Source organism: Chryseobacterium gambrini (assembly GCF_027920505.1).
In the GTDB taxonomy this organism is placed as follows: Bacteria; Bacteroidota; Bacteroidia; order Flavobacteriales; family Weeksellaceae; genus Chryseobacterium; species Chryseobacterium gambrini.
The window spans coordinates 3,788,961-3,813,725 of sequence record NZ_CP115857.1 but is presented as its reverse complement, the minus strand read 5'-3'; the positions used below and the strand labels follow the sequence as shown (position 1 = coordinate 3,813,725).

Genomic DNA, 24,765 nt, shown 5'->3' with positions numbered 1-24,765 from the left:
ATGTGTAAATGTAGTTTGCTGTTTTAAGAAATTTTTATGATTTTCCGTAATATTTGTTATTGGAAAATTCTTTTTTAAACGCAAAGTCCTCAAAGATTTTTTTAAAATTATTGTGGGTATTTTTCGTTCGCAAGGGCGTTTCACTCAGCCAAGTCATGATGCTGTCATTTGCTGAACGAAGTGCCTTTACGAACAAAAATATTTTCAAAGGATTAAACAAAACCTGGCGATCCTCGCGTTAAAAATAATTTAGCAAATAATGTCTTTAAATTTTCAATTTTTCAGTCGTTAAAAAAAAATAAAAAAAAGTTTTTGCTGTTAAAATATTTTTTCTAGTTTTGCAACCGGTTAACAATCAACAATGTCAACAAAAATGATAAATATAATTACTTTAAGCAATCCTATCAGAGCTGTGTACTTTGGTAGCACTAAATATTTATCTGAATAACGATCGACCTTATAAAACTAAAATATAAAGAAGGCCTGTCTGTTTCAGATAGGTCTTTTTTGCTACCCTACTTTTCAGCTTTTACATTCGGAAAGGTTGTCTAATTTTTAACGCAAAGAAAAATTTTCTTACTGAATAAGAAAGTGAGCAAAGATTTTAATCAATAAATTGATTTTAAGAAGCTGGCTTCATCAGCAACTTTGTCGCAACTCTTTGCTCTCTTAAATAAAAAACAGTTTTCAAAGAACTTTGCGTTTTAAAACATTTTACAACCTTAAAATCAACAATTTAAATTTAACAAAATGAAATACAACACACGAAATATAGGGATTATAGCACACGTTGATGCGGGAAAAACAACACTTACGGAAAGACTTCTTTATTACACGGGAATGATCCACAAAATAGGGAACGTAGACGAAGGAAATACCACAATGGATAAAGACATCCAGGAGAAAAACAGGGGAATTACGATTTCTTCGGCTGCAATTTCTACCCTGTGGAAAAAAGATGACAATGTATTCAATATCAATATTATCGATACTCCGGGACACATTGATTTTGCGGTGGAAGTTGAACGCTCTTTACGCGTTTTGGACAGCGTTGTAGCAGTTTTCTGTGCTTCTTCGGGAGTTCAGCCACAAACGGAAAATGTCTGGTTCCAAGCTGAGAAACATGGAATTTCGAAGATTTGTTTCATCAATAAAATGGACAGAATCGGGGCAGATTTTTTTGCTGTTTTAAATGAAATTAAAACAAAACTGAATGCGGCTCCTTTAGCTTTACAAATTCCGATGGGTTCTGAAGACAGTTTCGAAGGTGTTATCGATTTAATTAAGCAAAAAGCACTGTGCTGGATGGATGAAAACGGAGAAACCATTATTGAAAAGGAAATTCCGGAACTTTACAACGCTGAAGCTCATGAATGGAGAATGAAACTAATGGAAACTTTAGCGGAATCTGACGAACAGTTTTTTGAATATTTTCTGGATTCTGAAACAAAAATTTCTGAAGAAATGATCACTGAAGCCATAAAAAGAGTTTGTCAGTCAAGAAATTCAGTTCCTGTTTTATGTGGTTCTGCATTCAAAAACAAGGGAGTACAACCTTTGCTTGATGCGATTGTAAGTTATCTTCCTGCGCCGGATCAGTTGCCTTCCGTGAAAGGAAAAGATGCCAAAACGGAAGAAACGGTTGAGCTGGAAAGAAATGAAAAGGAAATTTTTTCAGGATTGGTTTTCAAAGTGGTGATTGATAAACATATGGGTAAACTTTCGATGTTGAGAATTTATTCGGGATGTATACAATCAGGTGATACGGTTCAGAATGTAAGAACGGGTGAAAGTTTCAGAATTTCAAGGATTTTGCAGATGCAGTCGGACAAAACGATAACGGTTGAAGAAGGAAAAGCAGGAGATATTGTGGCTTTGACCGGAATAAAAGATGCGAAAACCGGAGATTCTTTATCTTCTGTTGAACGGGCTGTTTTGCTTGAATCCATTACGATTCCGGCTCCGGTAATCAGGGTTTCTATTGAACCGAAAACAAATGCCGATGAAAAGTTTTTCGGACTGGTTTTAGCGAAAATTCAGGAAGAAGATCCATCGTTGGTTGTTGAAAGAGACCGACAAACAGGAGAAACTTTATTAAGCGGTTTGGGAGAGTTACATCTTGAAGTTACTTTAGAAAAGATCAGGTTGAATCACGGAATTGAAATCAATCAGGGAAAACCTAAAGTTTCGTATAAAGAAATTTTAACGGAAACCAGAACGCATCGTGAAAAACTTGTGAAACAGAATGGCGGAAGCGGACAGTTTGCAGACATCACGTTTGAAATCGGACCGAGAAATGACGATGGAATCGGTTTGGAATTCATCAATCAGATCAAAGGCGGAGTGATTCCTAATGAATTTGTTCCGTCTGTTGAAAAAGGTTTCCGAGAAGCAATGGAAAACGGAGCATTACAAGGATATCCTCTGGAAAGCATGAAAGTTACGCTTCTCGACGGATCTACTCACAGTAATGATTCTCATGCTCAGGATTTTGAAATGGCTGCAAGAGAAGGTTTCCGGGAAATCGGAAAATCCTGTAAACCTAAATTAATGGAACCGATCATGAAAGTTGAGATTCAGACGATTGAAGATTATACCGGAGCGGTGACTGCGGATATCAATAAACGAAGAGGAATCATCATCTCAATTGATGAAAAATCGGGAAGAAAAATTTTCACGGCAGAAGTTCCTTTAGCTTCTACTTTCGGATATATTTCTGATCTGAGAACGTTAACGAGCGGAAGAGCTTCGATCAGCATGAAGTTGTCGCACTATGCTTTGGTACCTGATTTCATCGCAAATACATTAGTTACCTAAAAGACAAGGGCTGTAAATTTATTTTTGCAGTCCTTGTTTGGGTTATTGAGGTGAATTATCAATGATGAATTGTTTTTTCTCCTGCTGATTTTGCAGATTATGCAGATTTTTATTCTCCACAGATGTTTGCATGAATTTTAAATTTCCATCATCGCGCTTCCAGTTTATCCAAAATTTTATTTCCCACAGATTACACAGATTTTTTCAGATGTTTGCGGAGTATTTCTAAACTTCCATCCTCGCACTTCCAGTTTATCCAAAATTTTATTCTCTACAGGTTACCCAGATTTTTTCAGATGTTTGCGAAGTATTTCTAAACTTCCATCATCGCTCTTCCATCTTCCATCTTCCATCTTCCATCTTCCACCTCCCATCTTCCATCTTCTGTCTTCCAGCCTCAAAACCTTCTCAACCACTCAAACCCTCCAATCCTCCAACTCAAAAACCCTCCTACTTCTCCGGCATCACTTTATACGTCGGATCATCCTGAATATTCACTTCAATTACAGCTTCTGCGTTTTTTAGCATTTGGCGGCAGTCTTCGCTTAAGTGTCTTAAATGGAGTTTTTTATTTAGTTGTGCGTATTTTTTAGAGAGTTTATCCAGAGCATCAATTGCACTCATATCAACAATCCGGCTTTCTTTAAAATCGATGACTACCTGATCCGGATCGTTTACAGGATCAAACTTATCAATAAAAGTGGTCACTGAACCAAAGAATAGCGGTCCTGAAATCTGATAATATTTAACCCCATTTTCATCCGTCAATTTTCTGGCACGGATTCTTTTCGCATTGTCCCATGCAAAAACAAGGGCAGAAATGATCACCCCTACCAAAACTGCCAAAGCCAAATTGTGAAGAATAATGGTAATTAAGGCTACTGTAATTCCGACAAAAATATCGGATTTCGGCATCTTGTTAATGATGCTTATGGAAACCCACTGAAAGGTACTGATCGCGACCATCATCATGACACCAACCAAAGCCGCCATCGGAATTTTTTCAATAAACGGGGCTCCGACTAAAATAATAATTAAGATCGTGAGGGAAGCAATGATTCCGGAAAGTCTGGCTCTGGATCCTGCATTCAGATTCACCAGAGTCTGGGCAACCATTGCACAGCCTCCCATTCCTCCGAAAAAACCATTGGTAACGTTGGCTAAACCTTGCGCTACGGCTTCTTTATTGGTGTTTCCTTTTGAATTGGTAATTTCATCCACCATGGATAAAGTGAGTAAAGATTCAATTAACCCCACTCCTGCCATAATTAAAGCATAAGGAAAAATAATCTGTAAGGTTTCTAATGAAAAAGGTATTTTCGGAATATGAAAATTGGGTAAATTACCACTGATGTGGGCAATATCCGAAACAGTTTTTGTATGAATTCCGAAACCAACAACCACTCCGAAAACAATTAAAATAGCAATTAAAGAAGAAGGAACTACTTTGGTGATTTTCGGGAAAAAGTAAACAATAGCAATCGTTAAAGCCGTTAAACCTGACATTATATATAAGGAAGAACCCTGCAGCCAAGTCACAACACCATTTGCATCGGTAATTTTAAACTGTTCTACCTGTGCCATGAAAATGATAACAGCAAGACCGTTCAGGAAACCGTACATTACGGGTTGCGGAATCAGTCTCACAAATTTTCCGAGTCTGAAAATTCCGACCAGCATCTGAAAAACTCCGGCTAAAGCTACAGTTGCAAATAAATATTCTACGCCGTGAGTTTTGATGAGTGCAATTAAAACAACGATGGTTGCTCCAGCTCCACCGGAAACCATTCCGGGACGGCCTCCGAAAATGGCGGTTACCAATCCCATCATAAAAGCCGCATATAATCCCGTTAAAGGAGAAAGTCCGGCAAGAATGGCAAATGAAAGAGATTCGGGAATCATGGTCATTGCCACCGTAAATCCGGCAAGAAGTTCGTTTTTGAAATTGATTTTTTGTGAAAAGTCGAAAAGTTTAAGAGAATTTTCCATTGGAAAAAAAAGTGTAAGGATTTAATAATAATTTTAAAAACAAAGATTTCTGTTTTTTATTCTTTGAAAACAGCTTTATAAAATCCTTAAGGCGGTGTAACTTCCGATGAAGTTTTTCTTTTTACTTTCATAATGGCAACAAAGATATTGACTAGAAATTTCTCAGACAATTTTTGCAGCAGCTTCTTTAAATATTTCACAATATGTTTCCGTTTAAATTATGGTCTCTTCAAATATTACGGAATATATTATTTCACTACACCTACCACATATTTAATTAAATTTTAACTAAAAACAGTATTTCATAAAATTTTATCCCTCATTTTTTTGGACTAAATCCAAATTTTTCTATATTTGATTTCAGAGAAGTTAGTATTTTTTCTAAATATTTAATTCAATTATTGATGATTAATTAAATACAGAAAGAAAATTATCTTAAAATTATTAAAAAAGAGTATTTACATGACGATATTGTAATGGAAATGGTATTGGTGCTTACAGAAAAGTCCGGAATATTGAAGCTTACTGACTGAAGTAATGGGGATCTGAAATACATGATGGTGCTGCAACATAAAAAAGCATGAATTCTTTATTTACATTTCTATATCTGCTATTTACAGTAAATTTGATCTAAAGTCTTTTAGTGTAAATGAATATTCCGCCAATTATGAAAACAGGCATAACATAATAAATCGTGCTAAAGTTTTTATATTTTTTCATTATTTTATAATTTCGGACTGCAAATTGCTTATTAATCACTAAGGCTTAAAAACACCTATGCTATACAAAGACATACATATAGGACAATTTATTAAAGAAAGAGCTAACGAACTGGAAGTTAGCAAAGAAAGAATGTGCAGTTTTCTTAAAAAAGACGAGGAAGCTATTGATAAAATTTTCGAAAGTGCATCAGTAGAAACAGATCTTTTATTAAGATGCTCTAAACTTCTGGAATATGATTTTTTCAGAATTTACAGTTCACACCTTATTTTATACGCTCCTCCTTCTGCTGTTGATAAGGTGAAGAATCCAAAATCGGATAAGATTCCTTATTTCCGAAAAAACATTTATACTCAGGAGATCAAAGAATTTATAATCGGAAAGATACAATCCGGAGAGATGACTCACAATGAAATCATCCAGGAGTATTCTATTCCTAAAAGTACGCTTCACAGATGGCTGCAAAAAATTTAAAAAAACATCCTATGCGTCCAAATTACACGAAGATCTATCAGGATATGCTTAAAGAAAAAGATCCTGATAAACTGAACGACCCCAAAGTTCAGCGTCTGATAAAAAATTTAAAAACCACTGAAGATGTTTTGAATTTTAACGAATTGGTTTTCAAGCAATCAAAAGAAAGTCTGGAAAAAAATCAGAAATTGAAGACTTACGACAAGAAAACCATGCTGAAGCTTTTGCAATACCAGAACAAACATAATTTTTCTACAAATTATATGTCGAAAAAGTATAAAATCAGCAGAACAACCATTGCGAAATGGAAGAAAACGTTTGAAGAGGAGTACGAAAAAATTACTTCAAAAAACTGATTTCAAAATAAAAAATCCGAAAAGCATACTGTTTTTCGGATTTTTAATATAAAGATTACCAACGGGAAAAGAAAAGCGGGGCATCGTTCTGCCGGAGTCGAACCGGATAATCTTGCCGGAACAGCCGACTTCATTATTCCTCCCCTTCGATTGGTGACGAAGTATCTTTTCTCTACGACACTTTATATTTTAAAACAAGGCAACAACCAGAAAGTGCAATGTCGTGCTCTAACCAACTGAGCTACTTTTCCTATTTTAATTTTGTGTTTTTTAAACTGTGGAAAAGGCGGGACTCGAACCCGCGACCCCGTCGTAATGAGCGAAGTAACACTATTCTACGGCACTTGTATATTATAAAAACAGATAAGGTAAAAGGCGAAAAAGGTATTTTTGCTCTTATGAGCGCCGCTCTTACCCGATTTGGGCAGGGAGTAAGCAATTCTACATCTGCGAGAGACTTACGCTTTCTTTCGAAAACTTTTGCCCAGTTGGTTTTCAACCCAACCTCACCAGTTCGGTCGCCCGAATTACGCTACCTTAGGACCGTTATATTTACGAAGTAACCCTTCTCTACGACACTTATCTGTAAGTTCTTAAAATTAAAAAAAGAGGCAAAAGACGAGAAAACTCTTTATTATAAATCATTTTCAGATTTATTCTGGAGTCGAACCAACATCATTAAGATTAACCGAAGTAAGTTTTCTCTAACGGCACTCTTTATTATATCAAGGTAAATTTCGTACAGATATTTCTCCGGCGTCTTTACTCAAATTAGACGACAGTTTTTTAGTTACTGACAGGCATCGAACCTGTATTTCCGGTTTGGAACGAAGTATTTCTGTACTACGACACCCGATATTTTTAAATTTTCAATAAAAAGAGGCAAAAGGCGAAAAGACAGACATGCACCTGATCCCTACTGTTATTCAGGAAATTGCACTTGTTTTTTAGATTTTTTGGTCTAAATAATTGCTGTTCGAAGTAAGCCTTTTCTACGGCACTCTTTTGTTTTTTAAATCAAGGTAATAATGTGAGAATCTTCATTGCTTTTGCTCTACCGTCTGAGCTACATCTCGTTTACAACAGAGAAGGCAGGAATCGAACCTGCGACCCAAAGATTAAATATCGAAGTATGATTCTGAAACGACACTTGATTTTTTATGTTTTTTAAATAGTTTTCTTAAAAATTACAAGGCAAACAGTGATAAAAGCTGTCTTAAAAACCGTCTAACCACTCGACCACACCTTTCGGCGAAAGGATTCGAACCTCTGTACAAATCGAAGTAACTTTTATCTACGGCACTTGTAAGTAATTTTAAAATCGAGCAAAATTTTGAAAGAGACTTTTTCAGTTTGGATTCGAAGGAACTCTTTCTTACGGCATCGATTATTTTTTAAGTTTTTATGGTTATTGTTTTTTGTTACTGCAAAATTATTGCATTGGTACGCAATCTTTTTACGCAGTTAAAATTATTTTTAAAAAAAACCAAGTAACATGGTATAAGAGTTTTTGATATCAATTCAAATTTTAAGTAAGACGATGGAACCCTTATGATGACGACATTGGTTGTTTAAAACCGGGCAATGTAACGAAGAGACTCTTGTTCAAGTGGAAATCGAAGGATTTCTTTTCTTACGGCACCGGTAATTTTTTTTAAGTAAGGTGAAAAATCAAACAGAATTTTTTATTGTTGTGTGTTTCTTTTTACACCATTCCGAATTCTGGAAGCAGGATTTTTACCTGCAATACAACTCTGCTCAGTACGAAGTAATTCTGTTTTACGACACTTACTTTTGGGTTTTCCATTGGGTTTTTCTGTATTTTTTCCAATTTCTCTGAAACTTAATTTCTTTTGAATTAATGGTTTCATAACCATGTGGAAAACAATAAGAACACCCCATTTCATTTCCATATAAAATTCTGGAAATCTGCACATTTGAAATTTTCTTCGGAAAATCAATTAATTCATATTCGTTGATTCCGAAAGATTTTTTAAATGTTTTAAATTTTTTCATAAGTATTGAGTATTTAACCTCAATACAGTGTTCCTTTAAGCCATTTTTTATAGTAATTCATGGTTATCTGTTTTTGTTGATGCAAAGTTATTGTCTCAGTGCGCATTCTTTTTACGCAGTTAAAATTTATTTTGAAAATATTGACCCGATAATCTCTCCCAGCTTAACAAGTCCTAAAAATGGAAGCAAAATAATTCCTCCAATGAGCAAATAAAATCCTACATTACTAAAAAAGCTATCTTTAGATTCCGCATAATTTCCTTTTTCTCTTTGCTTTCTTTTAAAATCTGGAATTCGTTTTGTTTTCTTAAAGCTATCGGTTTCCAGTTCCTTCAGAATATTTTTTGCGTATTCCGAAAGCTGAGTTTTATCTCCCCGAAAAACGATATCTTTTAAAATAGCATTTCCGGAATTGCTTAATGAATTCCTGTACATTTCAACTGCTTCTTTCATTTCGAAATTCTGAGGTTCAGATAAGATCCAAAACTTTCCGGCTTCATCTTTAAACCCTGAATCATAGTAAATCTGCGCCAGTTTGTTTCTCAAAGAAAGATCATCGGGAAACTCATTGATCAGATTTCGAAGTCTGTCGCAGGCTTTTTTCTTTCTTCCCGCCTTAAGATCCTGTTCAATTCTGTAAAAAATAGTTCCCATTATTTATAATTATTCATTTGTTCGTTTTGCCTTGAAGCAAAAGAACCAAAAGTTCAAGACTTGGAAATTCCGGCTAAAAATAATCTACACGCTCTAAAAATTCTAAAACTTGCGCGAATTTATTATTTGTTCTTCGGTTCTGAATTTGTGTCGCGCTTCAAACAGTAGAATTTTCTTAACGTTCGTATAGCTTATTTTCTTTACGCCTCCATTTCCTAGGTCGGTTTTTTACTATTATTCTTTGTCATTGCGAGGAGCGTAGCGACGAAGCAATCTCTAAAAATATTGATTGAGATTCTTCTCTTCACTAATGAACTACATTTGTATACCTGAATAAAAAACTGACTGCTAATTAAAGCATTATATTTTCCTAGCCCCGATAGAAACAGCATCCTTTTGGGTTGCGGGCGGAGCGAAGCGGAGCCCGTAACCCAAAAGATAAAGTGGATAGCGGGAAAAAGCTTCAAATAAAAATTAAATATCAGCTTTTCGATATAATCAAATAGCTCCTAAATTAAAGCAATTACAAGCAAAAAAATCAATTATCATTTATCGCTTATAATTTATCATTATGAAAGCAGTGCCTTTTACAGCACTACTTTTTTAATCATTTCTATGGCAGATTTTTTGTCTTCCAAAGCGTTCAGTACGTCGAAAATTTTGTCGGACCAACCTGCGATAAGGTATACATCGTTTTGTCTGATATCCAAAGGCTGTCTTCCGTAACCCGCCAAGTCAAAAATATACAATTTTGCATTTGGGTGAAAACTTTTGTATTGATTCCATGAATCTTCAAAAGAATTTCGGGTTCCTTTGCTGTTCCAAAGTTGAGTATCGGTGAAAATCATTACTTTATCTACTTTTTCGCGTCTGTTCAGCAAATCTTCGATGACCAGATAACCGTTGGTAGAGTAACCTACTTCACCTTCTCTTTTGTAGAATGCATCCACGTTTCTCAGAATACCATTTTTAGGCATCGGAACTCTTTTCCATGTGTCACCGAACATACCTGAAATCACATTTTTGCACTGTGACTGCAACATCATCGACATCAACAGACCAATATCGTACAGCAAAACTTTAGATCTTGGAGAAACGGGCTGTTGCATTGAACCTGAAACGTCTGCCGCGATCACCACCGAAGTATCAAAACCAAAACCTTTGATATTTTTGGCACTCACCAAAACCGCATCTTCCAATGCTTCGAGAATTGATGACAGATAAGGTGATTTCATACTTTTCAGTTCTCTGTACGCCGACAAGAATCTGAAAGGCAATTGTTTTGAATTTCTCACGGCTTTTTCATCCGAAAGATAGCTGCAAACTTTCTGCATCGCATCCGAAGAAACGTTGGCCTCCAGAATATTTCTGAGGTTTCGCAAAGTTGCCATATAGCCCAGTTTGTTACTGAAAATCAGTTCTTCCCATTTGTTTTTGAAGGCTGCTTTTCTTTCTGCATCATCGGCAAATTTTGTCTGTCCCAAAACGGAAAGTTCTACTTCCCAAGTGTAAGGTGTTTCCAACGAATCGTTGACGATTTTGTTGAAAATTGCCTGTTGGTTTTCATCTTTTGCTTTTGGGTGAACCAAGAACAGGGCATCTTTCAGAGTTACTTCCGCTTTTCTGTTGTATTTCGCGAACTGGTATTCATCAAATTTATTGAATGATTTTACCAGACCTTTCTGAATTTGCTTTGACAGTTTGTTGAGTTTTTTAAGATCTGTTCTTTCGTTTGCCAATTGGTAATATGCCAAAAGTTCAGTAATTTCATCCGCTCTCTGGATCACGCCGTCGATGGTTCTGCTTACCAGGTCTGTACCTGAAGTCTGCTTTGCCAATTCGGTCGTCAAAACCAACGGAATAGAACGCAGATACATATCTTTTCTTGCGTAAACCGCCAGTTTTGCCACGAATTCCGGATCATTTTTCTGAATCAGGGACTGAATTCTTGTGAGTCTTTCATTTCCTTTTTCATAGGTTGTATTGGATAATCCTGTTGTAACAACAGCACTGTACAATTCTTCTGCAGGTGTCATCGTGTAAGCTTTTGCACCTTCGTAGTTGGTTACTACTTTATTTTCTTTTCTTAAAAAATTAAATTTCATGGTTACTGTTTTTTTGTTAAACATTTCAGGATTATCACTTTCTCCCTGATTTCTGATGCAAAGTAAGGATGCTATTGCGCAATGTTTTTGCGTAGTATATTTTTTTTGAAAAAAATTTTTATTTAAACACTAATTGCACGAATTCTTGCACTAATAACAACAATCTTCCTTGTGAAATTTATGAAAATATGGGATTTGTGTTTAGAAAAAATCTATCATGCATTTTATATAAAGGAATTAATAATTGGGAATTTATGGAAATACGTTTTCTAGATTTGTTTCATTAAAATTTTAAACTCATGATTAAAGGACTGTACGAGACTCATGTTCAGGTGAGTGATCTGGAAAATGCAATAAAATTCTATACTGAAATTTTAGGATTGGAATTTGCCCATAAAGAAGAAAACCGAAGAATTGCTTTTTTGTGGATCGGAAAAAACAAGGAATCCATGTTGGGATTATGGGAGCAGAAGGAAAATCTTCAAACAAGGCATTTTGCTTTTACCTCCGAAAAAGAAGATATTCTGAATTATTCTGTCGAATTTCTGAAAAATAAAAACCTGAAACCTTATAATTTTCTGAAAGACGGCATTGAAAAGCCAATGGTTTTTGCATGGATGCCTGCTTTGGCCATTTATTTTAATGATCCGGATGGAAATCAACTGGAATTTATCTCGATTTTAGAAGGTGACGGAAAACCGGAGTTGGGCGTGCTTTCTTATGAGGAGTGGATGGAAAGGAAATAAAACTGTTTTATTTTCCCACAGATTTCTCAGATGTACGTACACAAATCCGATTAAAGAAAATAGATTAAATTTCATTAAAATCAGTGTTATCTGCAAAATCAGCGAGAGAAAAAAATTATTAATTGTCTATAAAAAACAAGACAGGCTTTGTATTCACAAAACCCGTCTCTATCATAAAAGTTATTAGTTTCTATTTTGTAAAGATTTCTTTCAGCTGAGAAACAATGTTGCTGTTTCCGGAAACGGTAATATCTCCAATTTTGTCGGCGATTTTCTCCATATATTCCATCTCTTTCAGCTTCCAAAGGACTTCGTTTTCTTCCATTAATTTCGCGGTATTCAGCAAGCTTCTTGTGGAAGCGGTTTCTTCACGTCTCATGATGCTGTTTGCCTGAGCTTTTTTCTCGGCAATCAAAACCTGATTCATGATTTCCTTCATTTCTCCTGTTAAGATTACATCTCTGATTCCCGCATCGGAAGCTTTCAAACCTAAATCTTCGGCTTTGTTTCCAAGATTTTCAAGGATTTCTTTTCCTACAGAATCTTTTTTCAACAATAATTCATCCAATGTTAAAGCTCCAACGAATTCACGCAAAGCCAACTGCATCAGAATATATAATTGCTTATCATATTCTTTATTTTCTATCAACGCTTTTTCGATGTTTTCCACCTGAAAACGTACATAGAAATTGATACGAAGCATTGCTTTATCCCTTGTCAGAAGCTCTTGTCCTGCAATTTCCATTTGCTGCATTCTCATATCTGCCGATTTTACTTCGATGGAAGTTTCGTTGTTCCAGAAGTAGTATGTTCCGGCTTCAAGAACTTTGGTTAATTTTCCGTCAATTAAAAGTAATCCTCTATGCTGATTGGATACAATAAATTTTCTTACATAATTTCTCAATCTTACATTTTCCAAGAGAGTCTTCGAAATATCTTCTGTAATTTCAACTTTCATCAAATTCACTTTTTGAAATTCTCTGTCCACAATATCTTTCCAAAATACATACAGACCTACGTTTAATACTTCTTTTAAACTTCCGTTTTCATATAGCAAAATAATTTCTCCGTCTTTTACCTCTATAATTTTCAAAAAATCTTTAAGAGGTTCAGATTTTATCAAAACAGCTCCGTTTTCATGGGCTCCGAACTGTGATTTTATTTCATAGTTTGGATCTACGATTTTAACTTCAACAGAAGAATCATTATTCCAGAAAGAGTAAAGACCACTTTCCAAAACCTTACTCAATTTTCCGTCAATTAATAGCAGACCTTTATAGTGAGAAGGCACAACAAATTTTCTAATCAGGCTTTTTAATTTCATATTTTCCAAAACTGTCTTGGAAATTTCTTGTGGAATCTCAACTTTAGTCAAGTCGATTTTTTGAAACTCTCTGTCCAAGATTGCTTTCCAGAATGCATATTGACCAATATTCAAAACGTCTTTGAAAATTCCGTTTTCGTACATCAGAACAATCTCTCCTTCTTTTACTTCAACGATTTCCAATAACGATTTCAGGTTTTCATTTTTCAACAAAAGATGAAGATCAGTATCAGAATTAAACAAAGATTTCATATCATAAATCTTTACAGACTTATTTCCAAAAATCCAGAAATTACCTTCTTTCAAAATATCGATCAGATATCCGTTTTTAAAAACCAAACCTGTTTCGTATGCTTTAATTTGTACATTTTTTATCATCTTCTTACTATTTTAATGGTTACTATTTCAATTAAAAGGAAAATCCGGAATCTCTTATTCCGAAAACGGCGGAAGGAAAGCAATTCAGAAAAATCCGTTGAGTTCGGAATTTTATTTTTCAAACTCATTTTCTAAATATTCAGATTTTGGGCGTGTCCCTCGTCTTGGCTTTACCAAAAGCTCGGGTCGCTACGTCCTCTTCTACTCCTCGTTCATCGCTTGCGCTCTTCACTGCGGGGTATCCGCTACCATCGCTCACGCGGAAAACCGTTCTTTTTAGAAAATTCATTTCAAAAATTATTCATTCTTCATCTCCATTTCATTTTCAGAAAACATCTTTTCTTGCTGGCTTTTTCAAAATGTTGATTGAACAACTGAAAAAATTCCAGACTTTTCCATGAACATTTTTAAAGAGAACGCTCAAACTCGCAAAAAAAAAATAGATTTTGAGTCTATTCCAATCTACATTAAAAGTGTAGTGCTCTAACCGGACTGAGCTACCTCATTTGAAGTGAGGGTGGGAGTCGAACCCACGCATAAATCTACTGTTCTACCATTTGAACTATATCCCTTTTCAAGAGATAGAAGGACTTGAACCTTCAACCCATAGAGTCGTTTGAGATTTTTTGGGAAATCCCGAAACCTTCAGATCAAGCTGAACAGAACGAAATTATGTTTCTCAACAAATTCTTCTGCAATGGTGATATACCGAAACACCCAACAAGACCTGCCTGATATTTTGACTAAAATCTGTTTTTCAAAATTTTAGTGTTGTTTCATTTTGATGATGCAAAGTAAAAATAGAATTGCGCAATGATTTTGCGTTGTTGAAAATTTGTAATATTTTTTTATCATTGCGAACTGAAAGTGAACCAATCTGTCTTTTTATTGAGATTGCTTCGTCGCTGCGCTCCTCGCAATGACAGAATTGGAAAATAAAAAAAAACTCCCTTTCAAAAAGGAAGTCATTGTTACATTTTTAGATTACTAAATTGTTACATTAATACTGTTGCAAACACCAATGTAAGATTTTCGCAATATTTTTGGCATCATCTACTCCTCTGTGATGCGTTCCTTCAAGTGTAAGATTTAATTCGCCTAAAGCTCTTGCCATTCCGACGCTTTTACGAATCGTGGGATGCAGTTCTCCGAATAAAGTTTTCACATTGATGTGGTCATCGCTCAAAGGATAATCCACTTTGAATCTTCTTGCCTGATTTTGAAGCATATTAAGATCATAATTTCCGTAACTTGCCCAGGTCAGATCTTCGGAATCGTATTCCGCTCTCAGAATATCTAATGCGTCTTCCAGCAAAATGCCTTCGTCATCAAGCATTTGTTGTGTAATGGATGTCAGTTCCGTACAAAACTTACTTACTTTCGAATATTGGGGTTTTATTAAAATTCCCTCATTTTTGGAAATTTTTCCGGTTTTTGCATCCATGATACACACTCCGATTTCTATGATTTCGCTTTCCTGTCCTCTCGGCGGTCGGTCTTCCCAACATGTGGCTTCGAGGTCTATAATTAATATGTTGTCTGTTGTTTTCATTGTTGTAATATTTAATTGTTAAAGGTTGGAAGATGGATGTGGGAAGATAGAAGTTTTTACGGCGTGTAATTTACTTCCAGCTTCAGACTTCCAGCCCAAATTCACCTCAAAATTTCTCTTAAAATTCTGGCGGCGTTGTAAGCATCGTCTGCTCCGCTGTGATGGTTGCCTTCAAAATCCATGTTCATAAAATGTAATGCTCTTTTTAAACCCATCATTTTAAACAGTCCATTGTATTTTTTGAACTGATACATAATATTGATGTAGTTTTCGGAAAAAGGATTTTCGATACCGAGATAATCGCACTGTTCCATGATCTGCTCTTTGTCAAAGTTTCCAAAACCTGCCCAAGTAAGCTGAGCTGAGTGATATTCATCTTTGATTTTTTCGCAGGCTTCTTCGAAATAAATTCCTTTTTCTTCGATGAGTTGCGGTGTAATTCCTGTAAGTTCTGTACAAAATTTATTGATTTTAGACCTTTCGGGAATTACGTGGATGCTTTGTTTTTTTGAAATTTCCTGCGTTATTCTGTTTAATTCGCAAATTCCTATTTCTATAATATCGGTTTTTTGTCCTGCGGGAATTCTGTCGTTTTCCCAACACGTGGCTTCCAAATCGATAATTACAATTTCGTTTGTTGTTTTCATTTTTACATTTTTATTCTATTCATTTTTCATTCATCTGCATTTGGTTTCTAATGTGGGAGGAGAAGCGGGAAGAAATACCCTGAAGAAGAATTGTTTTAACTGCTAAAGTTGTGCAAAGGTAAAATAGCGAGTACGCATTCTATTTACGTAGTAAAAAATTAATTAGTTTTTCTGTCGCATAAAAAAGGATCTGTTCTAAAAAATTAGACAGATCCTTATATCAAAAGTCAAAATTTCAACTTAAATTTCTAGTTCTTAATAAATTTTTGTGTAGAAACTTTTCCATTTTCAAAAGTTGTTTTCGCAAAATAAACTCCTTTCAATAGCTCAGAAACATCGGAATTATTTTCCTTTATTGTTTTTAACAGTTTACCATCAACAGAATATATATCTATTTTGAAGATTTTCTGCTTTGACCGATACACTAAATTTTGTTTTACAGGGTTTTCAAAAGTAATTTCACTATTATTTTTTGCGGTTTCTGCTGTAAATAATGTAGCATTACCATTTAAAAGATATTTAACAATTTCAGTTGTAGAACCATCTCCTCTGACAATTATACTATTATCAAAAACTTTTATTGCATTAACATAATGATATAGTAAATTAGGATCACTTTCTATATATTCTCCAAATACAGGATCAACAGTTCCATTCTGATTAAGTTTAGTGATATAATAAGCAGGTGAATTATTAAAATCAGCAAAACCTCCAATATAATAATAGCCATTTTTTTCAAAAATATCCCAGAACTCAAGACCAAGAGTCCCATTATAACTGAATGTAGTATCTTGTGTCCCGTCAGAATTAATTCTTCCTATTTCAGCAGGATTTGTTGATGCAATTTTTGCATATATGATTCTGTTACTGGAATCTATTTTTACAATGTTAAAATTATCATTAAACAAAACCTCTCCATTGTTCCCAAAACCCGTCAAAGGTTGCCCATCAGGAGTATATTTTTTTATTGTATAATTACCCATAACAATAATATTGGACTGATTATCTAAAAGTATATTAGGAAGTCCATAAGATAACAATTCCCCATTATTTGCAAAGCTGTTGTCTAATGTACCATCAGAGTTTAATCTGAATGTATGCGTATTATAATCAAGAAATCCGGTAACAGGATCCACACCAACTCCAGAAACAAGAATTTTATTTCCTTGTTCTATAAGATTCCTTTTTAAGTCGAAATTGTTTTGAAAGAAATTGGTAAATACTTTTATTCCACCATTTGCAAAAGAGATGTCCGGCTGTCCGTTTGAGAGTAATCGAATAACATCCAAATAATTAGTATTGCTGGTAGAATCATATCGATTGAGCAGTAAAGTCAACTTATCATTGGTATGTCTTATAAATCCTACAAGAGAGCCTTGTGCATAATTGTTAAATGTAACTTTGCCATTAGTTCCAAAAGACAAATCTAAAGAACCATTGTAACTTGTATTTTTAGAAATTGTTATTTGATTTGTATTGGAATTAAAGGATTGGTAAAATACCGCATTGGATGTTTCTGTTAACTCCCCTAAATAAGAGCTTCCAACCGGAATATTGTAAATCCCGTTCGAAGCAAATGAAGGATCTTTAGAAATAATTTGTGCTAAAAAAGTTTGTACTGTGAAAATAAGTACACATAATAATTTTTTTTTCATCGTTTGTTTTTATGATTTGTATACTACTTATACAAAACAAATGTAAAAAGTTAAGGCAGCAAAAATACTTTCAATGCTGCCTATTTCCTATACCATATTTAAGGTATTTTACATATCTTTTTAACTTAATTTCTCGGTGCAAACGGCGGTGTCCATTTTTTCCTTTTCATGATTTCCTTTACTTCTTCGTAAGAAACCGGATAAAAATTATGGCAATCCACTCCTACATCGAAACTCAGAGCCATTTCATCGTCCGGCAATGTTCCGTGTGAATGTCCGTAGAGCTGCCAAACGCCGCGGTGCGAACCGTTCCATGTTCTCATAGCGTAATGAAAGAGGATGATCTTCTGTTTACCGTTGCTGTTTTCAGGCTCATCAATTTTCAGTTCGTGATAATCTCTGATGGAAGCAAATCGTTTTGGATACGTCAATGCTGCACCTTCATGATTTCCTTTTATCAAATGAATGTTTCCGTTTAACCGATCCAGAATTTCTTTTGTAAAATCCGGTTTGCCTAAACTGATGTCTCCTAAATGATAAACGGTATCATCTTTACCTATTTTCTCGTTCCATCTTTTGATGAGTTCTTCGTTCATATGATCCAAAGACTCAAAAGGTCTTTCGGAAAATTTTATAATATTTTCATGACCAAAGTGATGGTCTGCTGTAAAAAATATATTGGGTTTCATTTTTTTAATTGTTTGTTTTTTAACTACAATATTTCACTATTTCCTCTGTCATTCTGAACGGAACGAAGTGGAGTGAAGAATCTCTAAAATCTTTATGTGAGATTCTCTGAACTTCGTTCGCATCTCTTCAGGCTGTGTCAGAATGACAACTTAATGCATAAATTTTGTAATTTTAGTTCAATAAATATTTAATTCGTTAAGGTTTCATCACCATCCACAGATCTTTGAAATCCGGAATATGAGTTGTAATCAATGATGAGTTGTGTCCGGAGCTTTCTTTTACTTCACGGGAACCCCATTCACCACGCTGTCTGTAAGGAATTACTTCTGCCCAGACTGCTTTTGTCGGATCTATCGCCAATAAAGCTGCCACAGTATCATGAAGTGCCTTTTCTTTGAGTTCCACTGCTTTAAGAAACAGCTTCAATCCTTTATTTTCATTTCGAAAAGGGATCAGGATTTCTGCATCTTTCTTTGTAAAAACAGCAGCATGACAAACATTTTTACTGATCATCCGTCTCTCAGTCATTGGTATTGAAAGCAGCTTTTCTGCAGCTAATGGATTTCCGTTCAGATTGAATGTCGCACAGGTAAGCTTTCCGTCAAATTTTTCCAGCCGATGTTCTTTTGGGACAATATTATCGCCTGCAAAACCGCCCTGACAAAACCAGCGATCAAAGAAAACTCCGGTTTCCCACAAAGCATGCGGATTTGTAAGTGCTGCTCCCGTCAGTAAAGTACAATCTGGAAATTGATGAAGTGTTTCATTCATAACGTTTGCTGCGGTATCATCCGCTTCTGATTCCTCAAATTTTCCGATCCAGTCTCGGTAAAAACCCGAAACACGGCTCGCCGAAGATCTTGGAGTTCCTGCGCCGACGCGGACATCCTCCCTATCCAGAATTTGCAGAACACGTTTTACAAATCCTATCTGATCTTTTCCTCCCGGATGTACGGATACGCTTGCGAGATGAACCTTGGGATGCGTTGCCAAAACAGCCAACGTCATCGAATCATCAGGATCAGCCGTTTCCATATCGAAATGAAAAGGTAATTTATTTTGCATGATTATTTTTAGTTTTTTAAATTTTAATTGAATAAATAGTTTTAATTAATTTCCCTGAAATGCTTTATAAAAAGCGGTTTCAATTTCCAGTTGATCGCTTTCGACATATCGTCTTGAAAAGTGAATCGGAATGGCTTCTTTTACTTCACATTCTTTCATGATTTTTCCCGATGCAGAAGCAAAACTGTGATAGTTGATCTTCGCAAATTCCTGATCTTCATCTTTGTAGAATGTTTCGATGTACACCATATCCGCTTCTCTGAAAACTTTTTTTATCTTTTCATAATTGTCTTCGCAGACCGCGTGATCCATGATTACGCCTAATTTATATCCTTTGTTTCGAGTCAGAAAGTGAAATAAATCGGATGCTTTATAAACCGTTCCTTCGATTTCAATTTCTTTTTCGGAATCGTTGTTTTCAAAGGCTTTCTTCAATTCGCTGATCCATTTTCCTTTTTTGAATTCTAAACCGTTTTCATTAAAAGTCACCGAATCTGTTTCTCTGAATAAATAGGCGATGGAATCTGTTTTGTGATCCAAAATTGCAAAATCAACATTCACATATTCGTCTTCAAAAAGGAAATGCTGAGTTTCTATCAATTCCAGATTCCAATGTGGAGGACGAATTTTGTAGACATTAATTTCTTCTTTAGAAACGATTTCTCTAATCTCATATTCAATCGCATTTTCATCAATTAAATTCCAAGTGTAAGATTTTAATCTTGCTTCAATTTGCTGTTGAATATTTTTCGGTCCGCAAATCACGATTTTTTCTCCGCTTCCAATCTGATGTCTGAAAATGCCGTCAAAATTGGAAAAATGGTCGATATGAGTATGACTGATGAATATTGCCGAAACGGATTGCACTTCTTTCACCGTCAGCAAACTTGCTTCACCGCAATCACACAAATAATGCTTTGCTGAATTCGGAACTTTTATTAATATACTGATGTCTTCTTTTAAAAGACTTTTTATTTCTGCCTGTACCATTTTTTTAATTTTTTTAACCATAATTAATTACTTCTTCTGTCATTCTGAATGGAACGAAGTGGAGTGAAGAATCTTTAAAAAAAATTGATGTTGAGATTCTCCGAACTTCGTTCGCTCCTTTCAGGCTGTGTCAGAATGACAAACTTCCTGCATATTAGACAGATAAATTTATGGTTCAAAATTTAACACGTAAAAAGTTCCGGTAAATATATTACCGAAACTACACTTTTAGAGTCATTAACTCTTCTTTTATCACATCAATGACCAAAGAATTCAGTTTTTTATTGATTCTTTTCTGTTCTTCTTTTTCTATGGTGGTAAAAACTTCCGGGAAATCTTTTTCAAAATCTTCTAAAATATCCTGAGCAAAAAGACCGATCACTTTCCCAACCATTTTGGGTTCGAATTCACCAATTTTGCTGACCACGTTGTTTAGCCTGTTTACAGTTGCATATTTTTGGATTTCTTCCCAGATATTCTGAGCTTTTTCGCTAAAGCTGATTTGCTTTTGAACGGTTTTTTCCTGTTTTCTTACCACTTTAGATTTTTCAATCCATTTTTCATTTTTATTTTTCAAAATGACTCTTGAGCCGTTACCAAAATATCTGGTTTTTAAAGTTTTCACAATGGTTCCTTCACACCTATTGTTCTCGATTTCAGGAAGTCCAAGCCAGCCCGGAATTTTAGAATCGAAAACATTCGGAAACTTCAAAGCATCTTCCAAAGTTCCCTGAAAAAGAATTTTTGCATAGAAAAATCCGGTTTCTTCGAAAATTTCATTCACCACATCAGTATCCAGATAAGTAGTTCCGTTCAGCTTAATGTCGAATGCGTAAAATTCGTTGTGAGGTGCATATTCAATACCTTTCTGCACTTTTACCGCATCTTTTACAGGCTCCACTTCTTTGTGTTTGTAACCTCCACCGAACAATTCACCGTAGATCACAACCGTTTCAACATCGGGATGAATATTTTTCACTTTTTCGAATACTTCGATGACGTTTTTTCTGTAACGTTCTAAAATCTGATGTGCGTTGAAGAATTTTTCATCCTTTTCGATGAAAGCTGTTCTTTTGCCGATTTTAATTTCCTTTCCCTCGGTAAAGAAAGAGAAATTAGCTCCGTGAACCTTCTCCTGCACGATGAAAATCTCATCCCAAAAACCCTGAATTCTGATCTGATCGATCACGCGGTTTTGGTAAGCATTTTCTGTAGAGTTATATGTTTTGAAAATCATTTTTTTAAGTTTTTAATTTATTTTAACCACAAAAGAGACAAAAGATTTAACACTTTAGGACACTTAAGTTTTTAAAGCTTAACACTTTGAAAATATTAAGTACATATAAGAGAAAATCATAGATTTTCATTTGTAGTTTAACTTATTTCTAATTCGTTATTCCTCATCTGGGTAACGTGTCTTTGGGCGTGAAGCGACAGGAAATAAATGTATTCGTACACATTGATTTTCCCGAGTTCGTTCACCGTCATTGTTGTTTTGCAGAGGAGACCTTCACCGTTTTTCATCAAGTCTAAATAACTTAAACATTGATGATATTGCTGAGTAATTAAACTTCTTATTTCATTTAAATTTAATTCTCCTTTCGGTTCCATGTGTTCCGGTCTTATCCATTCAAAAGATCCATACTTGCCTACTTCTTCAAACTTTTCCTGATTGAAACGGTAATTTTTTATTTCAAGATTCAAATCAAGATGCAGATAATTCCGCATTGCTTTTTTCGATCCTTTTTCAATGAGTATCAACAGATAAAAGTTCGTGAGATAAATATGTTCTAAAATCTGCTGAACTGTCCAACTTCCATTTGCAGGCTTACAATTCAACGTTTTACTGTCTTTATCAAACCACTTGTCAACCTCATCAAAACTGAATTTCAAATGTGTTTTTATGTCTTCTATCAATCTAAAAATATCCATTACCATTTTTTAAAGTTTTTTAAAAGGCTTTCAATATTTTGCTTTCCAACAGGATTCATGGAGTGGCAATAGAATTTTGGCAAATCCAAATAGTTATCCATACAATATTCTACCAGCCATTTTGCACAGTCGTAGCCTGTTTTTTCCACAAATTCCTGAGAATCGGGTTTAAAATAATGTTCATCGGCAAGATCGTGGTCAAAAGAGATCATTTCCGGAAGTCCTTTTTCCAAAATCCTGTTGACAAACTGTTCGTAATTCCGAACGATATGCCAGTCTTTTCTGAGGAAAATATCCTGTTTGGTATAATGATACGCTTCAACAGGATATCGTATATCATCCAGAAACAGTAATCTTTTTGTTAGTTCCATTGCTTATTTTTTTAATTTGAAAAGTAAATATTCAAAGCTTTGATAATACTTTTCACATTTGTATTCGGATAAAATCCTGAACTATTAATGCAGTTGATTTCAACAATCTTCCATCCTTCATCTGTGAAGCAAATATCCATTACAAAAGCTTCTTCCAGATTGAAAAGCTGAATCATTTCATTGGCGAAATTCAATCCTTCTTCTGAAACTTTTTCCTCAAAAGGAGCATGATCATTGAATTTATAATATCCTGCATCGATAATCTGTCCGCCAACAATCCAAAGTCTTGCTTCTTTTATTGTTCGTTTTGCTTCAGAAATCTGAACCAGAGAATCTTCTGTAATTCTGTTGTTTTGATTTTGCAATGCTTTAAAAGCAAAATCTTTCCATTCCGTTTCGTTGAAAACTTTTCCTGTAAAAATTTTCGCTTCATTGTAAGGTTTGATGAATTTGAGTTCATCTTTTTTCCAAATCAATTCTTCCGAAATTTTATGAACGGAAACTTTGTGATTAAGAAGGTTTTCACCATAATATTTGGAATACACTTCATACAAATGATTGCCTCCGTAAAAAGAACCGGGAAACCAATCTGTATTTTGCTTTGCCAATCTTGCAATCGTCACCGAACCGTATACGAAAACATCTTTTCTGTCTGTTTCGAAGTCAATTTTTTGTGCGGTTGGAGGAATATTAATTACACAGTAATCAATATTTAATTCTTCCAAAGCATCAAAAATCCTGTAATGGTCGGGATCTAAATATACATTAGCCTGAACTAAAAAATACATGGTTATTTGTTTTTAGGGTTTTTATTTCTTGGATAGAGGCTAAAAGCTGGATGAAGGAAATTAAATTCATACTGTTAAAAAACTTCCATCTTCCATCATCACACTTCCAGCTATTTTATCACACCATCATATCAGCACAATTGGAACTTGCGAAGGCGTAAGGTTTTGCTTTAAACACATATCCCATTCCCAGAATATATCCCATTGCGTCTCTCAAGGCAACGTTGGATTTGAAATCCGGGTCGGTGTTTATGTCTGCGTGTACCTCCATTTCCACTCCATAAGCATCCAGAACAGCGCAAATAGCGTAAGCAATTTCTACGGATTTGTTCACCTCGTTCAGCATACGTTCTTTGATACTGATAGTCTGTATTTCTCTTTCTTTTCTGATAAAGGTAAACGCTCCTTTTCCCTCACGAATAAATACTACTGCCGTAGCATAATTAATGGCATCCCCATATACATGGGAATCTGAACCTACACAAACCTTCAGTCGGTATCCATTTGCCTGTTCGCGGATGATGGCTTCTTCTACCAGCTGTGTGATAGAGTTTTGGAAAATTTTTCCTGTCATGTTCTGCCATACTTGTTGTTGCGTTTCCATTTTTTCTACATGTTTTAAATTTGTTTTATTTAAATTTTTATTAATCATTATTTGAATATCTGTAATCCGGCAGGGTGCTTTTTTAATGCAAAGTCCGCAAAGATTTTTTACTACTCACTGCTATTAAAGTTCGCAAAGGCGTTTCACTCAGCTAAGAACACAAAGCTTTTTTAAATTCACTCTTTAGCAAAATTCACAATTGACTATTCATTTTTGTTGATTCATCAGGACTCGAACCTGAACAACAAGAGTCAAAGTCTTGTGTGCTGACCAATTACACTATGAATCAGTTTTATAAGTAATGAGTAATAGGTAATTAGTAATTTTTTTGCGCATAATTCATTACTTATTGCACATTACTTATTACTTATATCTCGCGGAACAGACAGGAATCGAACCTGTACCTTTAGTTTTTCAAACTAACGTGCAGACCTGCTACACCACTCTTCCAATTTTATAGGTAATGAGTAATTGGTAATCAATAATATTTTTTGCCTGCAATTTATTACCCATTGCTTATTACCGATTACTCATATTCTGTACGGGAAGAGGGATTCGAACCCCCAAAACCTTGAGCCTAAATCAAGTGTGTCTGCCAATTCCACCATTCCCGCGGATTTCATTAGTAATAAGTAATTGGTAATCAGTAATAAAAATTATCTTCTATAAATTTATAATTCGTATTAACCTTAAATAATTATTCATTGCTCATTACTTATTACTTATATTTTTAGGTTCGAGAAAAGCCTGTCTATATTTATAAACTATGCCTGTAATGTTTTTTAAAGATCTTCTGCGCTTGACAAACCTTTCTCTTTCCATTTAACCTATTTCTTTGTGAATTGTCAATTGTCAATTTACTTCGTAGTCAATTCTTAAAATTCACTTGCGG

At 34.9% G+C, this 24,765-nt stretch carries 20 protein-coding genes and 3 tRNA genes; 4 read left to right on the top strand and 19 right to left on the bottom strand.

Annotated features, from left to right (window positions below):
- The first annotated feature begins 750 nt into the window (after positions 1-750).
- On the top strand, positions 751-2,817 hold the full coding sequence (fusA, locus tag PFY09_RS17560) for an elongation factor G (protein WP_271160552.1): 2,067 nt from the start codon (positions 751-753) through the stop codon (positions 2,815-2,817).
- A gap of 450 nt (positions 2,818-3,267) precedes the next feature.
- Here the strand turns inward: fusA and PFY09_RS17555 are convergent, their stop codons facing one another.
- Positions 3,268-4,806 carry a SulP family inorganic anion transporter gene (locus tag PFY09_RS17555; RefSeq protein WP_271160551.1) on the bottom strand — a complete coding sequence of 513 codons (1,539 nt, stop codon included), beginning with the start codon at positions 4,804-4,806 and terminating at the stop codon, positions 3,268-3,270.
- Between the two features lie 777 nt (positions 4,807-5,583).
- Between PFY09_RS17555 and PFY09_RS17550 the strand changes: the two genes are divergently transcribed.
- Together PFY09_RS17550 and PFY09_RS17545 are read left to right on the top strand one after the other, a co-directional pair.
- Positions 5,584-6,000, top strand: a complete 417-nt coding sequence (locus tag PFY09_RS17550; RefSeq protein ID WP_076392800.1) for a transposase — start codon at positions 5,584-5,586, stop codon at positions 5,998-6,000.
- Positions 6,001-6,011: 11 nt separating this feature from the next.
- A complete protein-coding gene (locus PFY09_RS17545) occupies positions 6,012-6,356 on the top strand; it encodes a hypothetical protein (protein WP_076393123.1) in 345 nt (114 codons plus the stop codon).
- A 1,788-nt stretch (positions 6,357-8,144) separates the two neighbouring features.
- Here PFY09_RS17545 and PFY09_RS17540 read toward each other — a convergent pair.
- From PFY09_RS17540 to PFY09_RS17530, 3 genes are all read right to left on the bottom strand, one after another.
- Complete coding sequence (locus PFY09_RS17540) at positions 8,145-8,372, bottom strand: phosphate ABC transporter substrate-binding protein (protein ID WP_271160550.1); 228 nt, start codon at positions 8,370-8,372, stop codon at positions 8,145-8,147.
- A 126-nt stretch (positions 8,373-8,498) separates the two neighbouring features.
- On the bottom strand, positions 8,499-9,026 hold the full coding sequence (locus PFY09_RS17535; protein ID WP_271160549.1) for a DUF6584 family protein: 528 nt from the start codon (positions 9,024-9,026) through the stop codon (positions 8,499-8,501).
- Between the two features lie 587 nt (positions 9,027-9,613).
- Positions 9,614-11,131, bottom strand: a complete 1,518-nt coding sequence (locus PFY09_RS17530; protein ID WP_271160548.1) for a TROVE domain-containing protein — start codon at positions 11,129-11,131, stop codon at positions 9,614-9,616.
- Between the two features lie 299 nt (positions 11,132-11,430).
- Here PFY09_RS17530 and PFY09_RS17525 point away from each other — a divergent pair, with 299 nt between their 5' ends.
- Positions 11,431-11,877, top strand: a complete 447-nt coding sequence (locus PFY09_RS17525; RefSeq protein ID WP_271160547.1) for a VOC family protein — start codon at positions 11,431-11,433, stop codon at positions 11,875-11,877.
- A gap of 190 nt (positions 11,878-12,067) precedes the next feature.
- Here PFY09_RS17525 and PFY09_RS17520 read toward each other — a convergent pair whose 3' ends face one another.
- From PFY09_RS17520 to PFY09_RS17450, 15 genes are all read right to left on the bottom strand, one after another.
- Positions 12,068-13,579: a slipin family protein gene (locus tag PFY09_RS17520; RefSeq protein WP_271160546.1), complete on the bottom strand. Its 1,512-nt coding sequence runs from the start codon at positions 13,577-13,579 to the stop codon at positions 12,068-12,070.
- A 1,000-nt stretch (positions 13,580-14,579) separates the two neighbouring features.
- Positions 14,580-15,131: a 3'-5' exonuclease gene (locus PFY09_RS17515; RefSeq protein ID WP_271160545.1), complete on the bottom strand. Its 552-nt coding sequence runs from the start codon at positions 15,129-15,131 to the stop codon at positions 14,580-14,582.
- A gap of 101 nt (positions 15,132-15,232) precedes the next feature.
- Complete coding sequence (locus tag PFY09_RS17510) at positions 15,233-15,778, bottom strand: 3'-5' exonuclease (protein WP_271160544.1); 546 nt, start codon at positions 15,776-15,778, stop codon at positions 15,233-15,235.
- 248 nt (positions 15,779-16,026) lie between these two features.
- Positions 16,027-17,433, bottom strand: coding sequence for a T9SS type A sorting domain-containing protein (locus PFY09_RS17505; protein WP_271160543.1), 1,407 nt, complete (start codon positions 17,431-17,433; stop codon positions 16,027-16,029).
- Between the two features lie 125 nt (positions 17,434-17,558).
- Entirely contained in the window at positions 17,559-18,122 is a 564-nt protein-coding gene (locus tag PFY09_RS17500) for a metallophosphoesterase family protein (RefSeq protein WP_271160542.1), read from the bottom strand.
- Between the two features lie 196 nt (positions 18,123-18,318).
- Positions 18,319-19,188 (bottom strand): nucleoside hydrolase, encoded by an 870-nt coding sequence (locus PFY09_RS17495; protein ID WP_271160541.1) that lies wholly within the window; start codon positions 19,186-19,188, stop codon positions 18,319-18,321.
- Between the two features lie 45 nt (positions 19,189-19,233).
- Positions 19,234-20,178 (bottom strand): MBL fold metallo-hydrolase, encoded by a 945-nt coding sequence (locus tag PFY09_RS17490; protein ID WP_271160540.1) that lies wholly within the window; start codon positions 20,176-20,178, stop codon positions 19,234-19,236.
- Positions 20,179-20,398: 220 nt separating this feature from the next.
- A complete protein-coding gene (locus tag PFY09_RS17485; protein ID WP_271160539.1) occupies positions 20,399-21,415 on the bottom strand; it encodes an RNA ligase, Rnl2 family in 1,017 nt (338 codons plus the stop codon).
- 137 nt (positions 21,416-21,552) lie between these two features.
- Complete coding sequence (locus PFY09_RS17480; RefSeq protein WP_271160538.1) at positions 21,553-22,110, bottom strand: DinB family protein; 558 nt, start codon at positions 22,108-22,110, stop codon at positions 21,553-21,555.
- The gene (locus tag PFY09_RS17475; RefSeq protein ID WP_271160537.1) at positions 22,110-22,481 is read right to left on the bottom strand and encodes a cyclic-phosphate processing receiver domain-containing protein; all 372 of its coding nucleotides are present in this window, start codon (positions 22,479-22,481) and stop codon (positions 22,110-22,112) included. The genes PFY09_RS17480 and PFY09_RS17475 overlap by 1 nt, the downstream gene beginning before the upstream one ends.
- 11 nt (positions 22,482-22,492) lie before the next feature.
- Positions 22,493-23,269, bottom strand: coding sequence for an ATP-grasp domain-containing protein (locus PFY09_RS17470; RefSeq protein ID WP_271160536.1), 777 nt, complete (start codon positions 23,267-23,269; stop codon positions 22,493-22,495).
- A 118-nt stretch (positions 23,270-23,387) separates the two neighbouring features.
- A complete protein-coding gene (locus PFY09_RS17465) occupies positions 23,388-23,873 on the bottom strand; it encodes a ribonuclease H-like YkuK family protein (protein WP_271160535.1) in 486 nt (161 codons plus the stop codon).
- Positions 23,874-24,089: 216 nt separating this feature from the next.
- A tRNA-Gln gene (locus tag PFY09_RS17460) sits at positions 24,090-24,162 on the bottom strand.
- 88 nt (positions 24,163-24,250) lie between these two features.
- A tRNA-Phe gene (locus PFY09_RS17455) sits at positions 24,251-24,323 on the bottom strand.
- Between the two features lie 90 nt (positions 24,324-24,413).
- Positions 24,414-24,487: transfer RNA gene (locus tag PFY09_RS17450), tRNA-Leu, on the bottom strand.
- Positions 24,488-24,765: the final 278 nt, after the last annotated feature.

Coding starts and splice junctions, on each gene's coding strand:
- PFY09_RS17535 (WP_271160549.1), bottom strand. CDS start 9,026: ATGGGAACTATTTTTTACAGAATTGAACAGGATCTTAAGGCGGGAAGA.
- PFY09_RS17520 (WP_271160546.1), bottom strand. CDS start 13,579: ATGATAAAAAATGTACAAATTAAAGCATACGAAACAGGTTTGGTTTTT.
- PFY09_RS17515 (WP_271160545.1), bottom strand. CDS start 15,131: ATGAAAACAACAGACAACATATTAATTATAGACCTCGAAGCCACATGT.
- PFY09_RS17525 (WP_271160547.1), top strand. CDS start 11,431: ATGATTAAAGGACTGTACGAGACTCATGTTCAGGTGAGTGATCTGGAA.
- PFY09_RS17465 (WP_271160535.1), bottom strand. CDS start 23,873: ATGGAAACGCAACAACAAGTATGGCAGAACATGACAGGAAAAATTTTC.
- PFY09_RS17505 (WP_271160543.1), bottom strand. CDS start 17,433: ATGAAAAAAAAATTATTATGTGTACTTATTTTCACAGTACAAACTTTT.
- PFY09_RS17500 (WP_271160542.1), bottom strand. CDS start 18,122: ATGAAACCCAATATATTTTTTACAGCAGACCATCACTTTGGTCATGAA.
- PFY09_RS17495 (WP_271160541.1), bottom strand. CDS start 19,188: ATGCAAAATAAATTACCTTTTCATTTCGATATGGAAACGGCTGATCCT.
- fusA (WP_271160552.1), top strand. CDS start 751: ATGAAATACAACACACGAAATATAGGGATTATAGCACACGTTGATGCG.
- PFY09_RS17510 (WP_271160544.1), bottom strand. CDS start 15,778: ATGAAAACAACAAACGAAATTGTAATTATCGATTTGGAAGCCACGTGT.
- PFY09_RS17540 (WP_271160550.1), bottom strand. CDS start 8,372: ATGAAAAAATTTAAAACATTTAAAAAATCTTTCGGAATCAACGAATAT.
- PFY09_RS17550 (WP_076392800.1), top strand. CDS start 5,584: ATGCTATACAAAGACATACATATAGGACAATTTATTAAAGAAAGAGCT.
- PFY09_RS17545 (WP_076393123.1), top strand. CDS start 6,012: ATGCGTCCAAATTACACGAAGATCTATCAGGATATGCTTAAAGAAAAA.
- PFY09_RS17490 (WP_271160540.1), bottom strand. CDS start 20,178: ATGGTACAGGCAGAAATAAAAAGTCTTTTAAAAGAAGACATCAGTATA.
- PFY09_RS17480 (WP_271160538.1), bottom strand. CDS start 22,110: ATGGATATTTTTAGATTGATAGAAGACATAAAAACACATTTGAAATTC.
- PFY09_RS17530 (WP_271160548.1), bottom strand. CDS start 11,131: ATGAAATTTAATTTTTTAAGAAAAGAAAATAAAGTAGTAACCAACTAC.
- PFY09_RS17475 (WP_271160537.1), bottom strand. CDS start 22,481: ATGGAACTAACAAAAAGATTACTGTTTCTGGATGATATACGATATCCT.
- PFY09_RS17555 (WP_271160551.1), bottom strand. CDS start 4,806: ATGGAAAATTCTCTTAAACTTTTCGACTTTTCACAAAAAATCAATTTC.
- PFY09_RS17485 (WP_271160539.1), bottom strand. CDS start 21,415: ATGATTTTCAAAACATATAACTCTACAGAAAATGCTTACCAAAACCGC.
- PFY09_RS17470 (WP_271160536.1), bottom strand. CDS start 23,269: ATGTATTTTTTAGTTCAGGCTAATGTATATTTAGATCCCGACCATTAC.